This window comes from Pseudomonas chlororaphis (genome assembly GCA_001023535.1).
Classification (GTDB): Bacteria; Pseudomonadota; Gammaproteobacteria; order Pseudomonadales; family Pseudomonadaceae; genus Aquipseudomonas; species Aquipseudomonas chlororaphis_E.
This window is the reverse complement of sequence record CP011020.1, coordinates 23877-38294: the sequence shown is the minus strand read 5'-3', so window position 1 is coordinate 38294 and position 14418 is coordinate 23877. Positions and strand designations below refer to the sequence as shown.

The following is a 14418-nucleotide window of genomic DNA, read 5'->3' as shown; positions in this document are numbered from 1 at the left end:
GCGCTTCCTGACTTCCCACCAACTTAATAAAGGGTTGGTGGGAAGTTTCCCGTACAATCAGTGCTGAGCCCTCAACAAGTCCCCAAGCCCTTGCGCCTCGATCGGCTGGCTGATCAGGTAGCCCTGCACCTCATCGCACTGCTCGTTCCTGAGAAACGCCAACTGATCTTCCCGCTCCACGCCTTCGGCCACTACCTTCAACGACAAGCCATGTGCCATGGCGATGATTGCCCGGGTGATCGCCGCATCCTCACTGCCCTCCCCCAACCCGCGAATGAAGGCCTGATCGATCTTCACGTAGTCCACGGGAATCCGCTTGAGATAGCTTAAGGACGAATAGCCCGTGCCAAAGTCGTCGATCGCCAGCGTCACGCCCAGGTCGCGCAGTTGCTGGAACGTAGCGATGATATGTTCGACGCTGTCGAGCAATTGGCTCTCGGTCAGTTCCAGCTCCAGATACCGAGGCTCCAGCCCGGTTTCCTCCAGCACCTGCCGTACCAGGCTGACCAACTTGCCCTGGCGCAACTGATGCACCGACAGGTTGACCGATACCCTGATCGGCGCGAGCCCCTGGCGCTGCCATTCACACGCCTGCCAGCACGCCTGGCGCAACACGAACTCGCCAATCGGCCCGATCAGCCCGGTTTCCTCGGCCAGCCCGATGAAGTCGCCCGGCGGGACCCGCCCCATGGCTGGATGGTCCCAGCGCACCAACGCCTCCGCGGCATTCAGGCGGCCGGTGGCCAGGCACAATTTGGGTTGATAGAAGACCTTCAGTTGCTGCTCTTCAAGGGCCTTGCGCAGCTGGTTCTCCAACTGCAGGCGCTCCAGGGTGCTGGCCTGGAGGCTGTCGGTGTAGAACTGGAAGTTGTTGCCGCCCAAGTGCTTGGCATGTTGCATGGCCATGTTCGCCTGGCTGACCAGTGCGGAGACTTCCCGCGCATTGTCGGGCAGCAGGCTGATGCCAATGGACGCGCTGACCACCAGCTCATGGCCTTCGATGGTCAGCGGCAAGCGCAACTTGGCCGACAGCCGCGTGGCGACCCGCGCCAGGCTGGAGAGATTGCCATAGGCATCGAACAGTACGCCGAACTCATCGCCGGACAAGCGGGCAATGGTGTCGGCCTCGGGCAGCGCATTGATCAGGCGACGGGCCATTTTCTGCAGCAACTGGTCGGCGATGTCGTGACCCAGGCTGTCGTTGAGCAATTTGAAGCGGTCCAGATCGATGTGCAGCAGCGCCAGGCTGCGCCGTCCACCCTGGCGTACCCGCTGATGCGCTTCCTGCAAGCGTTCGCGAAACAGTGAACGGTTCGCCAGCCCGGTCAATTCGTCGTAGTGAGTCAGGTAGCGCATCCGCTCTTCGGATTCGCGCCGCGCTGAAAGATCGGCAAAGAAGCCGACGATATGGCTGACATTGCCCCGGGCATCACGCACCACGTTCAGGTGCAGCCACTGCGGATACAGCTCGCCGTTGGCCCGCGCTTCCACCAGTTCGCCCTGCCAGGTGCCATGTTGCTTGAGCGACTGGCGGATGACCGGGTAGTGCCGGCGTGCGTCGCGACTGCATGGCAGATCCACCACATTGCGGCCGAGTATGTCGTCGATGCTGAAGCCGGTCACCCGGGTGAAGGCCTGGTTCGCGGCCAGCAGCACGAAGCCCGGATCGAAAATCACGATGCCTTCGCTGGCGGCCTCGAACACCGTGGCCGCCAGTTGCCGCTGTTGCTCCTGCTCCTTGGTAGCGCTGATGTTTCGCCGCGTGCCGACCATGCGCAACACCCGACCGCCAGCGCTGCGCTCCACGGCCCGGCCACGGTCTTCGATCCAGACCCAGTGACCGTCGCCGTGACGCACGCGGTACTCGATCTGGTAATCCTCGCTGCGGCCCTTGAGGTGCTCGACGAGGGCCCGCTTGAGGGCCGGCAGGTCCTGGGGATGCAAGCGCGGGGTGAGATGGCTGAGCATTGCCGTGACGTACTCGGGCTCCAGGCCGAACAATTCCTTGAGCTGGGTGTGGTGGACTTCGTCGGTTTGCAGATTCCAGTCCCACAACCCCAGCTCACTGGCCTTGAGCGCGAGGGCCAGGCGCGCCTCGCTCTTGCTCAGGGCCTGGCTGGCCAGCTCCAGCTCGTGGCTGCGTTGCGCGACCCGTGCCTCCAGGCCAACCTGGGCGGCCCGCAATTTGTCTTCCGCCGTGCGACGTTGCTCGACCTCGCGGGCCAGTGCCTCGTTGAGCTGCCCGCCGCGGGCTTGCGCCTGTTGCAAGTGTTCGATCAGCGCCTGGTTCTGGAACCGCCGCAGCAGGCCGTTCTGGATCAGCCGATTGACCTGCCAGGCCACGACACTCAGCGAAACCAGCACCACCAGTCCAAGCCAACCCCAGCCGTGCTGCTGCTCATCACCGCCCCAGAAGAGATAGCCGATGGCCGGCAACAGGCACGGCAGGGTAAATGACAGGAAGGCTGGAAGGCTCACGGCATAGGCGACACTGGCCGAGAGCGTGGCGGCGCCGATCAGGCCGAATACCCAGGCCTGCTGCTGGAAGCTGTCGGCCGGCACCAACGCGATGCCAGCACCGGCCAGGGTCAGGCCGGTCATCGCCGAGCCCAGCAGGAACATGCGCAACCAGATCGGGTGTGCCTGGCGGCTGGGTATCGCCGAGTCGAACGCGGCGACCTGGATCACCCGCAACGCGACCAGCGACAGCAACCAGACCAGCCAGACGCTGACCAGGAAATAGCGCCGGGGCTCCCACAGCAGCGCGGCGCAGACCAGGCCATTGATCAACATGAACAGCGTAGGCAGCAGCGAGCCCTGGTACAGCAACCGTGTACGCTCTACCGCCATCTCCGTGGCGTACTGCTTGCGAATGACCCGCGGCTCCACACAAGGGCCCGCCAGATCGGAATTAAGGGTCATAGGCACTGTTCTTGTTCTTATTCAGAGGGCACGGAGAACCCGAAAACGAGCACCGAGCATACACAAGCCCGAGGCCATCCCACACTGCTCCAGCTCATAAAAATACGGAAAATACTCGCCTGTTCCTCACCCCGCGGCCTCTGCAAGCGAGCACTGACAACGGCTGCAGCCCATGACCAACCGGTCATCCTCAAACGATCTTTCATCGGCTCAGGCGAAGCGGAGTTTGCCCGGGGTGGCGCCGCACCCTAGAATGCCCCGATGCGCGATGATCTCTCCCTTCTGCTGAATTCCCTCAACGATGCCCAACGCCAGGCCGTAGCCGCCTCCGTGGGTCGTCAGTTGGTCCTGGCCGGTGCTGGCTCCGGTAAAACCCGAGTGCTGGTGCACCGTATCGCCTGGTTGATCCAGGTCGAGAACGCCTCGCCTCATTCGATCCTGTCGGTGACCTTTACCAACAAGGCCGCGGCCGAGATGCGGCATCGCATCGAGCAGTTGATGGGCATCAACCCCGCCGGCATGTGGGTCGGTACCTTCCACGGCCTGGCGCACCGCTTGCTGCGGGCCCATTGGCAGGAAGCCGGCCTGAGCCAGACCTTCCAGATCCTGGACAGTGACGACCAGCAACGCCTGGTCAAACGCGTGATCCGCGAACTGGGCCTGGACGAGCAGCGCTGGCCGGCCCGCCAGGCCCAGTGGTTCATCAACGGCCAGAAGGACGAAGGCCTGCGCCCGCAACACATCCAGGCCAGCGGCGACCTGTTCCTGGCGACCATGCGCAGCATCTACGAAGCCTACGAGGCGGCCTGCCAGCGCGCCGGGGTCATCGACTTCTCCGAGCTGCTGCTGCGGGCGCTGGACCTGTGGCGTGATCATCCCGGCCTGCTGGAGCACTACCAGAAGCGTTTCCGCCATGTGCTGGTGGACGAGTTCCAGGACACCAACGCCGTGCAATACGCGTGGTTGCGCCTGCTCGCCAAGGGTGGAGACAGCCTGATGGTGGTGGGCGACGACGACCAGTCCATCTACGGCTGGCGCGGTGCCAAGATCGAGAACATCCACCAGTACTCGGCGGACTTCCCGGACGCCGAAGTCATCCGCCTGGAACAGAACTACCGCTCCACCGCCGGTATCCTCAAGGCCGCCAACGCCCTGATCGCCAATAACACCGGGCGCCTGGGCAAGGAACTGTGGACCGACGGCGGCGAAGGCGAGGCCATCAACCTCTATGCCGCCTTCAACGAACACGATGAAGCCCGCTATGTGGTGGAAACCATCGAGAGCGCGTTGAAAACCGGGCTGGCGCGCAGCGACATCGCCATCCTGTACCGCTCCAACGCCCAGTCGCGGGTGCTGGAAGAGGCCTTGCTGCGCGAACGGATCCCGTACCGCATCTATGGCGGCCAGCGCTTCTTCGAACGCGCCGAAATCAAGAACGCCATGGCCTACCTGCGCCTGATCGAAGGCCGCGGCAACGACGCGGCCCTGGAGCGGGTGATCAACGTGCCGACGCGAGGCATTGGCGAAAAGACCGTCGAAGCGATTCGCGATCACGCACGCCACAGCCATGTGTCCATGTGGGAGGCCATGCGCCAGTTGGTGGCCAACAAGGGCGTCACCGGGCGCGCGGCCGGCGCACTGAAGGCGTTCATGGACCTGATCGAAGACCTTGCCGCCAAGTGCGTGGAGATGCCGCTGCACCTGATGACCCAGACCGTCATCGAACAGTCCGGCCTGATCGCCTACCACGAAGCGGAAAAAGGCGAGAAAGGCCAGGCTCGGGTGGAAAACCTTGAGGAACTGGTCAGCGCGGCACGCAACTTCGAGAACACCGAGGACGACGCGGAGCTATCACCCCTGGCGGCGTTCCTCGGGCATGCCTCCCTGGAAGCCGGCGACACCCAGGCCGACGAGCACGAAGACAGCATCCAGTTGATGACCCTGCACAGCGCCAAGGGCCTGGAATTCCCCTACGTGTTCCTGGTGGGCATGGAGGAAGGCTTGTTTCCCCACAAGATGAGCCTGGAAGAACCCGGACGCCTGGAAGAGGAACGGCGTCTTGCCTACGTCGGCATCACCCGGGCCATGCAGAACTTGGTCATGACCTATGCCGAGACCCGACGCTTGTATGGCAGCGAGACCTACAACAAGGTGTCGCGCTTCGTACGTGAAGTGCCCAAGGGCCTGATCCAGGAAGTGCGCCTGTCCAACAGCGTCAGCCGGCCGTTCGGCGGCCAGTCGCAAGGCACCAGCAGCCTGTTCGGTGGCAGCGATATCCCGGAAACCGGCTTCAGCCTCGGCCAGGCCGTACGGCATTCGGTGTTCGGCGATGGAGTGATCCTCAACTTCGAAGGCGCCGGCGCCCAGGCCCGGGTGCAGGTGAACTTCAGCGAAGGCAGCAAATGGCTGATGCTGGGGTATGCCAAGCTCGAAGCGATCTGAACCGGCCACAAAGCGGGTCTTTCCCTGTAGGAGCGAGCAGGCTCGTTCCTACAGCAAGGTTGCCTTCAGTTCTCCGACAGAACTTATGCATCTTTCCTACAGCCAAAAGCGAACAAGCCCTCTTGCGCGATTGAAGCTGAACCTCACCTGTCGCGCAAAAGCCCGAAACACTCTGCCGCTAGCCAGCACCACTTCACCTGTGCAACATGGCGCGTGTGCTATTCACAAATGGGAATGCCTTTATATGAAACGTTTTCTTAGCATCGCCATGGCGCTGTGCATTGGCCTGACGATGGCCATCGATGCCAACGCCGCCAAGCGCTTTGGCGGTGGTAAAAGCTCGGGGGCCGCTCCGACTCACCAAACCAGCCAGATGGCGCCTTCTTCGGCAGCCGGTTCCACGGCGGCCACCGCCGGTGCGGCCGGTGCCGCTGGCGCTGCCACCAAGGCCAGCGGCGCTTCGCGCTGGCTCGGCCCATTGGCCGGCATCGCCGCCGGTGGCCTGCTCGCCTCCATGTTCATGGGCGACGGCTTCCAGGGTATGCAGATCTTCGACATCCTGATCATGGCGGTCATCGCCTTCCTGGTGTTCCGCTTCATCGCCGCCCGCCGTCGCAAGCAGCAGGAGCAGTTCGCTCCGGCCGGCGCGCCGATGCAGCGTGAAGTGTTCAACCAGCAACCCGCTGGCGGTTCGATCTTCGGTGGTTCGGCAGCGCCCGTGGCGGCCCGTCCGGTCATCAACGCACCCGCCTGGTTCAACGAACAGCGTTTCGTCGAAGCTGCCCGCAGCCACTTCCAGGCCCTGCAGGAGCATTGGGACGCGAACGAAATGGACAAGATCGCCGAATTCGTGACCCCACAGCTGCTGGAGTTCCTCAAGCGCGAGCGTGCCGAGTTGGGTGACGGCTTCCAGTCCACTCACATCGACAATCTGCACGTGCAGTTGGACGGCGTCGATGATCGTGCCGACAAGACCATCGCCACCCTGACCTTCAGCGGCGTGTCGAAAAACTCCCGCTTCGACCAGGGCGAAGCGTTCAGCGAAAGCTGGAACATGGAACGTGCCCAGGGCGATGACCAGCCTTGGCTGGTAGCCGGTATCCGCCAGAACAGTTGAACCTTGGCGCGTTTTGCATGTTGAAATAAAAGAACCCCGGCCCCGGCCGGGGTTTTCTATTTCGCGGTTGCATCTATAGCGAGCTACTGTATAAACCGCTCCATACAAAACCGCGCCATCGAGAAAGAGGATCCCCGGACGTGGAAGAAATCATCGAACAATTGCGTGAAGCCAACGAACCCGTGCCGGTTCCGCTGGAGTTGCCCGACGAAGACCTGCTGGTAGAGATCGAAGAGCAGCTGTTCATCGATATCCCGTTCGTCTTCAGGGAGTTTTTGCTGACCGTCAGCGATGTCGTCTACGGCAGCCTGGAGCCGGTCACCGTTACCGACCCACAGTCACACACCTACCTGCCGGAAGTGGCTGCCAACGCCTGGGACGCCGGCGTCGACCGCAGCCTGATTCCGATCTGCCAGGATGGCGACGATTACTACTGCGTCGAAGAAGACGGCACCGTGGTGCTGTGGCAAGCCGAAGAAGAACTGATCGCCGAGGAAACCTGGGAATCGGTCTGGCACTGGGCCCGGGACGTCTGGCTGGAAAGCTGATCGACGCTCGCCGCGGCCAATCAATGCCCGGACGACTCCTTGTGATTGTCCAGGGTTTCGAGCAAGGCCACCTGCATCCGTGTGTGCAGGCGCACGAACCAGCGCCAGAGCAACGCGGCCACCGCGATGGCCACCACGGCGATCAGAACCAGTAGCTTGTTGGTCGGCAAAATGCTGGCCGACAAGGCTGCCAATAGCAGGAAAATCATCAGCAACGAAAGAATCGGGATCACTTCGGCGATCACCCGACGCACGCGCTGGGTGTGACGGCCGGCCATCTCCGGCTTCACGCCCAGCTCTGCCAACAGCATCGACAGCGCCTTGAGCTTGCGGTACGCGGCAATCAGGAACGGCAGCGACAACAGCAACGCCCCTCCCCAGATCAACGCTTTTTGCCAGCTTGGGTCACTGATCCAGGCTTGCAGGTAAGCCGACATGCCTTCGGCAAAATAACCACCCGAGACAAAGATCGCGATCACCAGCGCCAGATTGACGCCCACCTGGAGCAGAATCCGTCGGATCATCGAAGCCACCATCGCCCCCTCGCCTTGGGGCTGGATGCTGCGCAACCACTCACCGTACATCCCCAGTACCCGCGTCAGACGTTTCGGCATGACGGTCGCCAACCTTACGGACAGCGGGTCGGCGGCTCGGATCAGGTAAGGCGTCATCAGCGTGGTCAGGACCGAAACGGCGACCGCGACCGGATAGAGGAAATCGCTGGTGACCTGCAGGGTCATCCCCAACGAAGCGATGATGAAAGAAAATTCGCCGATCTGTGAAAGCCCCATCCCAACTCGCAACGAGGTACGCCCGTCGTTCCCGGCGATAAAGGCGCCGAGCCCGCAGGACAGCATCTTGCCCAGCACCACTGCGGCGGTGATCACGGCAATCGGCCAGGCGTACTGCAGCAATATGGCCGGATCGAGCATCAAGCCAATGGCCACAAAGAAAATCGCACTGAAGAGATCGCGCACCGGCTCTACCAGCCGCTCGATTTTCAGCAACTGCCGCGACTCGGCCATGATCGCGCCAATCAGGAAGGCCCCGAGCACCATGCTGTATTCCAGCTTCACCACCAGCAGGCAGAAGCCGAAACACAGGCCCAGCACGGTAATCAACAGCATCTCGTTGCTGTCGAACTTTGCCACATAGGCCAGCAGCCTCGGCACCAGCAGGATGCCGATCACCAGCGCGACAATCATGAACAACGACAACTTGCCGACCGTGGAAAACACCTCGCCAGAGCTCACCGTGCCGCTGACGGCAATACTCGAGAGCAAGGCAATGATGCCGATGCCCAGGATGTCCTCGACGATCAGGACGCCGAAGATCAGCTGGGCGAAACGTTCATTCTTCATCTTCAGGTCGTTGAGGGCCTTGACGATGATGGTCGTCGAGGAAATGGCCAGGATCGCGCCCAGGAACAGCGAGTCCATGGTGCTCCAGTCAAACCAGCGCCCTATTTCGTAGCCGATCCAGATCATCAGTACAATTTCGAGGAATGCCGCGATGAACGCGGTAGCCCCAACCTTGAACAGCTTGCGCAGGCTGAACTCCAGGCCCAGGCAAAACATGAGGAAGATCACCCCCAGCTCGGCCAGGGTCTTGATCGTGTCTTCGTCGTGGATGAAGCCGAATGGCGGCGTGTGCGGGCCGATGATGAAACCGGCGACGATGTAGCCCAGCACTACCGGTTGCTTGAAACGGTGGAAGAGTACAGTCACCACCCCCGCTACCATCATGATGATCGCCAGATCCTGGATAAAACTGATGGCATGCATGGCGCGGCTCCCTGTTCCCGATGACCCAACGCAGGGCTGGATAAGTCCGTTTCAGTTGTAGGAAATGCCCTCACATGGGCTTTTTGAAGGGTAACACCGCGACTTCCGACAAAAAGACGGTGCAATATAAGGAAACAGATCCATCGGCGCGTGACGGCAAACACAGGCCCAGCGTCCCGATATCGGTGGTATGCAAAGTGTGTCGCCTGCAGCCTCCCCATGAGCGCCCGTAGAGGTGCCTTCCTACATCGCTGCCTTGAACCGTGAGTACGTTATGGAACCCGGAAACGCCCAACTGTCGATGACGGTGTTGATGACCCCCGATATGGCCAACTTCTCTGGCAATGTCCATGGCGGTACCCTGCTCAAATACCTCGACGAAGTCGCCTACGCCTGTGCCAGCCGCTACGCCGGGCGCTACGTGGTGACGTTGTCGGTTGACCAGGTGATTTTCCGTGAGCCGATTCATGTCGGCGAGCTGGTGACCTTCCTCGCGTCGGTGAACTACACCGGTAACACGTCGATGGAAGTCGGCATCAAGGTCGTGACCGAGAACATTCGTGAACGCTCGGTGCGCCATACCAACAGCTGCTTCTTCACCATGGTCGCGGTGGACGATCAGCGCAAACCCGCTGCCGTCCCGCCACTGCAACCGCAGAACAGCGAGGAGAAGCGCCGCTTCGAACAGGCCAAGCAACGTCGCCAGATCCGCCAGGAACTGGAAAAACGTTATCAGGAGATCAAGGCCGACGGGCCGTAACGGCGCCGCAGAGAAGATGGGAGCGGGCTTGTCCGCTCCCACAAAGCACGCAGCAGCCTGGGGGGTGATCAGAGGCTGATCGGCACCGCCTCGAAGCGCACACGCGGATGGGCGATGCGGTCCTGGGCGCGAACCAGCTCCAGCTCGTAACTGGCGCATGCCTGGGTTTCCAGCAGCACCTCATGAACAGCGGCGGCGGTGAATTCGAAGGCCGCCACCAGGCTGTCCCCCAACAGTATTCGCGCCAGGAACAGCCCCGACGTCAGGTCACCCACGCCCACCGGCTGACGCGGGAAAGCCAGTAGCGGCCGGCGCAGGTGCCAACTGCCATCGGCGGTCACCAGCAGCATTTCAAAACTGTCTTCAGGCTTGCCAGGGTAGGCCAGGTGCTTGACCAGCACCGCCTTAGGCCCACGGATCAGCAACGCCCGGGCCATGGCCAGACAATCGAGTAATGACTGTGCCTTGCGTCCCGAGAAACTGTCCAGCTCCAGTTGGTTCGGGCACATGAGGTCCGCCACGGCAGCGGCTTCTTCCAGCAGAAACGTGCTCACCTCGGGCGCCACGATGCAGCCCTTTTCAGGATGCCCCATGACCGGATCGCACAGGTACAACGCCTTCGGATTGGCCACCTTGATCCGCGCGACACCGGTCAGAATCGCCCGCCCCTGGGCGGCGCTGCCCAGGTAGCCAGACAGCACCGCGTCGCATTGACCCAACTCACCGATGGCCGCGATGCCCTCCACCAGGGCCGGGATCTGCTGCGGCGCCAGCACCTCTCCGGCCCATTGGCCGTACTGGGTGTGATTGGAAAACTGCACGGTGTTGAGCGGCCAGACATTGACCCCGACCCGCTGCATCGGAAACACGGCGGCGCTGTTGCCGGCATGACCGAATACCACATGAGACTGGATGGCAAGCAGATGAGGTGTACGTTTCATGCGGGAGGTTTCCGTAAAACGATTGAAATTCAAGCCGCGCAGTATGCGACTAAACGCAGCCTGTACGACAGACCGGCGACACAGTTAAGCTGACGGCAACTTGTTGGAGCACTTCGTTCATGCTGACCCTTGGAAACATCTTCGTGCTGATGCTGCTGGCCACCGGCGGCGCCTGGCTGTGGCACAACCATGGTTTGCGTGAACGGGCGCTGGCAAGGGTCATGCAGCATTGCGCCCAGCTCAAGATCGAATTGCTCGACGGCAACGTGGCACTGAAGAAGATCGGGTTCGTGAAGGACGCCAACGGCCGACGACGCTTGGCGCGTATTTATAACTTCGAATTCACTGTCACGGGCGAAACCCGCCACTCGGGCACCATTACCCAGTTCGGCGCCCACAGTGCCCACATCGAACTGGCGCCCTACCCGATGCCATTCGAAGAAACCCCACCCGCACCGATCGAACCGGTCCAGACCCGGCCCAGGGCCGAAGTCATTGAACTGAGCCAGTGGCGACAGGAACACAACAAGTGGAAGCCCTGAACCAGTGCAGGTTCAGAGGCACCGGCATGTCGCCAGACCGGCCTGCAACATAGCCACGTCTTGCGGCCTGTCAAAGATCAGCTCGACGCGTGAATCCTGTCGCCATTCGCTGGGGTGCCAGTCCGGTGTCGCCCCTTCCACCGCGTTGGCCGACCACCAACCGTCGGCGCCGTGGATCACCATCTTCGCCCGCTTCCAGGCGCAGCCTTGCAGCCATTGGATCACCGCCGCCGTATCGAACCGTTGGCTGGGGTGCCAGCGCCATCCGATGCTCCAGGCAGTCTCTTGCTGTTGGAACAGGCAAATCGGCAGGGAGGGGTCGCTCCAGACTGCCGACAGCGCGCCCACGCCCTGGGGCAGTTTCAGATGAGCCACGGCCTCGCGCCCTCGAGCGGCCAGCCCCGGCAATCGATCAAGGGGCAACGCCGCGTGTTGGGTCCAGTGCAGCGCGCGCCCAGGCAATTGCCCGGCCACACGTTCGCGATCAGCTTGTGTGAGGGTCTCGGACTTGTTCAGTACCAGTAATCCCGCATCCGCCAGAGTTTCCAGCTGGGCGTCGGGCACTGGCCTGCCGTCCGCCAGCGCCCGCGCATCGAGCACCAGCACGCAGGGTTGCACCGCCAGCACGCCGAGCCATGGCGCCTCGTTCAATTGCTGCATCAACTGCATGGGATGGCCCAGGCCCGAGGGCTCGATGAATAGCCGGTCGGGCCGCGCCTTGCGCAGCAGTCGACCCAGGCCGATCTGGAACGGCACGCCATTGACGCAACACAGGCAACCCCCGGCCACCTCGCCCAGTGCGATACCATCGGCAGCTCGGGTCAGCAGCGCGGCGTCCAGGCCGATCTGGCCGAACTCGTTGATCAGCACCGCCCAGCGCTCGTTGGCCGGACGCTGGGCCAGCAAGTGCTGGATCAGGCTGGTCTTGCCGGCGCCCAAGGGGCCGGCGATGACATGGGTGGGAATGTGCTGCAACATAATCGACGGCTTTCGATGGAGGTGAAGATGCGGATGATGGGCGGGTTGTTGCTGGCGCTGGCGTCAAGCCAGGTGCTGGCCCAGGCTTGCGTGGTCCACAGCCAGGCGGAACGGCTGGATGTGAAAGTCTGCCAGCAGAACCGCAACATCCCAGCGAAGCTGTTCGCCGACGGTTTCTGCCAACCCAACCTTGCCGGCCAGAAAGTCGACGTGCAGTACGTTGATCAATGCCCTGGCGGCGCGTTCGGCATTTGCAGCAACGCCCAAGTCGCCAATATGCCTTATCGCCAGGATATTCACTATTACGGCGTGGCCACCGATGCCGCGTACCTCAAGCCATTTTGCCAGGGGCAGAACCAGGGCACCTGGCTCGCCCCTTAAGCCAGCCAATCCAGCGTGAGGATCAGCCGGCGCTGCCCCGGGGCAAGCGCCGGCGAGCGATGAATCAGGCCCCGGCCTTCGTTGCCGTGCCATTTCTCGCCCTTCAGCAAGCCCACGTCACCGCTGCGAAACTGCTGGATGAGGCGTGGATCGCCAGGCTCCGCCGCGGGCTCGGCAAGCCGTCGCCGATCCATTGCGCCTTCCTCAAGCCACTGGCTGCCAACGCCCGCATACGTGGTCAACAATCGCACCGGCACGTGATCCACGTGAAAGCGCGGGCACATGGCCTTGTCCAATGTCCGCAGGCGCAGGCCGACACGCCGCGCGCCCAGCAAGCACGCAAACGCACTGACCAGCCAGGCGACGTCAGCGATGAACCCATCGTGGCCTTGCAGATCCACGAAGCCTGCGGCCAGGTTGGCCAGGTTCGGCGCGGTCTCGTCGTCCGGTATTTCAAGCACCCGTGATTCGGCGAGAGGTTGGTCCATCGACAGCACCATCGCCGCAAAATCGCTGATGTGCGCGGGAAGCTGGCGCTGCCACACCGCCAGGTTGGTGTCGTCGGCCAAGACCTGGGCCAGTGTCTGCGGGGTATCACCCTGCACCTGGCGCGTCACGACGCTGTGCAGCAGTGGCGCCGCCATCACGCTGCAACCTCGTCATGCCAGGTGCCGAACGGGTCCGGCAACCGACGCCACGCCTCGACACCGAGGGCCATTTCCGCATCGGTCAGCAGACAGGCGTCCAGTTCGGCGGTGAGTCGGGCAAAATCGAGGCCCTGGCCGATGAAGACCAGTTCCTGGCGACAGTCGCCCGTGGCGGCGAGCCAATGGTTCATGATCGCCGCGGTGCTCTCCGGGTCCTGTGGCCACTGGTCCTTGGGGACGAAGCGCCACCAGCGTCCGGCAAAGCCATGCCGCATCAAACCGCCCGCCTGGGACCAACTGCCCGCCTCCTCAGGTTTGCTGGCCAACCAGAAGAAGCCCTTCGAACGCAGGAGTTTACCCTGGGTCCATGGCCGGTCGATGAAGTCGAAAAAGCGCTGGGGATGAAACGGCCGGCGCGCCCGGTAGGCTGTCGAGGCAATGCCGTACGCCTCGGTTTCCGGCACATGTTCGCCACGCATTTCGCGGAGCCAGCCGGGGGCCTGGGCGGCGCGCTCAAAGTCGAACAGGCCGGTGTCGAGGATTCGCCCCAAAGGCACCTGCCCCATCGTCATGGGAATGACCTGCGCCTGGGCATTGAGGCGTTGCAGGATCGCCATCAGTTCTTCCCGCTCGTCACGACTGATCAGGTCGATCTTGCTGATCAGAATCACATCGGCAAACTCGACCTGCTCAATCAGCAGGTCGGTGATGGAGCGTTCGTCCTCCTCCCCCAATGTTTCTCCTCGGGATGCGAGGCTCTCGGCGGCTTGATAATCCAGCAGGAAATTCACCCCATCCACCACCGTTACCAGGGTGTCGAGCCGGGCAACATCGGCCAGGCTCCGACCTTGGTCATCACGGAAGGTGAAGGTTTCAGCCACCGGCAACGGTTCGGAGATACCGGTGGATTCGATCAGCAGATAATCGAAACGCCCTTCCCTGGCGAGGCGGCCAACCTCCTCCAACAAATCCTCGCGAAGGGTGCAGCAGATGCAGCCATTGCTCATTTCCACGAGTTTTTCCTCAGCGCGGTTAAGTGTCACATCGCGCTGGACTTCGCTGCCATCGATGTTGATCTCGCTCATATCGTTGACGATCACAGCGACTCGCAGATTATCTCGATTGCGCAGGACATGGTTGAGCAAGGTACTTTTTCCGGCGCCGAGAAATCCGGAGAGCACAGTGACGGGAAGGCGATTGGGCATGGGGTCTATCCTCATCGGGCAACCCACCTGGGTCACGACGGACGCGCGCAACGGCCCGTCCTCGACCCAGGCGAGTCTTAGGTATATTTATGTTATAGTATAACAACAACCTCTTGCCAACCCCCGTCTTCCGAGAACGCGCCATGGTTAA

The 14418-nt window shown here is 62.2% G+C and carries 12 protein-coding genes; 6 read left to right on the top strand and 6 right to left on the bottom strand.

The annotated features are described in order from the left end of the window. Positions 1-57: 57 nt before the first annotated feature. A complete protein-coding gene (locus tag VM99_00155) occupies positions 58-2922 on the bottom strand; it encodes a diguanylate cyclase (GenBank protein ID AKJ96544.1) in 2865 nt (954 codons plus the stop codon). Between the two features lie 261 nt (positions 2923-3183). On the opposite strand from VM99_00155, the gene uvrD reads away from it, so the two are divergent. From uvrD to VM99_00140, 3 genes are all read left to right on the top strand, one after another. Continuing rightward, on the top strand, positions 3184-5364 hold the full coding sequence (gene uvrD / locus VM99_00150; GenBank protein AKJ96543.1) for a DNA-dependent helicase II: 2181 nt from the start codon (positions 3184-3186) through the stop codon (positions 5362-5364). 244 nt (positions 5365-5608) lie between these two features. After that, positions 5609-6481, top strand: a complete 873-nt coding sequence (locus VM99_00145; protein ID AKJ96542.1) for a membrane protein — start codon at positions 5609-5611, stop codon at positions 6479-6481. Positions 6482-6621: 140 nt separating this feature from the next. Continuing rightward, the gene (locus VM99_00140; GenBank protein AKJ96541.1) at positions 6622-7029 is read left to right on the top strand and encodes a cell wall assembly protein; all 408 of its coding nucleotides are present in this window, start codon (positions 6622-6624) and stop codon (positions 7027-7029) included. Between the two features lie 20 nt (positions 7030-7049). Here the strand turns inward: VM99_00140 and VM99_00135 are convergent, their stop codons facing one another. Beyond that, entirely contained in the window at positions 7050-8813 is a 1764-nt protein-coding gene (locus tag VM99_00135; protein ID AKJ96540.1) for a potassium transporter, read from the bottom strand. Positions 8814-9087: 274 nt separating this feature from the next. Between VM99_00135 and VM99_00130 the strand changes: the two genes are divergently transcribed. Continuing rightward, positions 9088-9573, top strand: a complete 486-nt coding sequence (locus tag VM99_00130) for a VdlD (GenBank protein ID AKJ96539.1) — start codon at positions 9088-9090, stop codon at positions 9571-9573. 68 nt (positions 9574-9641) lie between these two features. On the opposite strand, the gene VM99_00125 is transcribed toward VM99_00130, so the two are convergent. Next, positions 9642-10514: a pyridoxamine kinase gene (locus tag VM99_00125; protein ID AKJ96538.1), complete on the bottom strand. Its 873-nt coding sequence runs from the start codon at positions 10512-10514 to the stop codon at positions 9642-9644. A gap of 119 nt (positions 10515-10633) precedes the next feature. Between VM99_00125 and VM99_00120 the strand changes: the two genes are divergently transcribed. Beyond that, positions 10634-11056 carry a hypothetical protein gene (locus tag VM99_00120; GenBank protein ID AKJ96537.1) on the top strand — a complete coding sequence of 141 codons (423 nt, stop codon included), beginning with the start codon at positions 10634-10636 and terminating at the stop codon, positions 11054-11056. A gap of 12 nt (positions 11057-11068) precedes the next feature. Here the strand turns inward: VM99_00120 and VM99_00115 are convergent, their stop codons facing one another. Then, positions 11069-12034 (bottom strand): cobalamin biosynthesis protein CobW, encoded by a 966-nt coding sequence (locus VM99_00115; protein AKJ96536.1) that lies wholly within the window; start codon positions 12032-12034, stop codon positions 11069-11071. A 27-nt stretch (positions 12035-12061) separates the two neighbouring features. Here VM99_00115 and VM99_00110 point away from each other — a divergent pair, with 27 nt between their 5' ends. Beyond that, a complete protein-coding gene (locus tag VM99_00110) occupies positions 12062-12415 on the top strand; it encodes an NADH:ubiquinone oxidoreductase (GenBank protein AKJ96535.1) in 354 nt (117 codons plus the stop codon). Here the strand turns inward: VM99_00110 and VM99_00105 are convergent. Beyond that, positions 12412-13059 carry a hypothetical protein gene (locus VM99_00105; GenBank protein AKJ96534.1) on the bottom strand — a complete coding sequence of 216 codons (648 nt, stop codon included), beginning with the start codon at positions 13057-13059 and terminating at the stop codon, positions 12412-12414. The two genes, VM99_00110 and VM99_00105, sit on opposite strands and share 4 nt — an antisense overlap. Further along, on the bottom strand, positions 13059-14267 hold the full coding sequence (locus VM99_00100; protein ID AKJ96533.1) for a 4-hydroxytetrahydrobiopterin dehydratase: 1209 nt from the start codon (positions 14265-14267) through the stop codon (positions 13059-13061). The genes VM99_00105 and VM99_00100 overlap by 1 nt, the downstream gene beginning before the upstream one ends. Positions 14268-14418 lie beyond the last annotated feature (151 nt).

Coding starts and splice junctions, on each gene's coding strand:
- VM99_00100 (AKJ96533.1), bottom strand. CDS start 14,267: ATGCCCAATCGCCTTCCCGTCACTGTGCTCTCCGGATTTCTCGGCGCC.
- VM99_00115 (AKJ96536.1), bottom strand. CDS start 12,034: ATGTTGCAGCACATTCCCACCCATGTCATCGCCGGCCCCTTGGGCGCC.
- VM99_00110 (AKJ96535.1), top strand. CDS start 12,062: ATGCGGATGATGGGCGGGTTGTTGCTGGCGCTGGCGTCAAGCCAGGTG.
- uvrD (AKJ96543.1), top strand. CDS start 3,184: ATGCGCGATGATCTCTCCCTTCTGCTGAATTCCCTCAACGATGCCCAA.
- VM99_00125 (AKJ96538.1), bottom strand. CDS start 10,514: ATGAAACGTACACCTCATCTGCTTGCCATCCAGTCTCATGTGGTATTC.
- VM99_00120 (AKJ96537.1), top strand. CDS start 10,634: ATGCTGACCCTTGGAAACATCTTCGTGCTGATGCTGCTGGCCACCGGC.
- VM99_00105 (AKJ96534.1), bottom strand. CDS start 13,059: ATGGCGGCGCCACTGCTGCACAGCGTCGTGACGCGCCAGGTGCAGGGT.
- VM99_00135 (AKJ96540.1), bottom strand. CDS start 8,813: ATGCATGCCATCAGTTTTATCCAGGATCTGGCGATCATCATGATGGTA.
- VM99_00130 (AKJ96539.1), top strand. CDS start 9,088: ATGGAACCCGGAAACGCCCAACTGTCGATGACGGTGTTGATGACCCCC.
- VM99_00155 (AKJ96544.1), bottom strand. CDS start 2,922: ATGACCCTTAATTCCGATCTGGCGGGCCCTTGTGTGGAGCCGCGGGTC.
- VM99_00145 (AKJ96542.1), top strand. CDS start 5,609: ATGAAACGTTTTCTTAGCATCGCCATGGCGCTGTGCATTGGCCTGACG.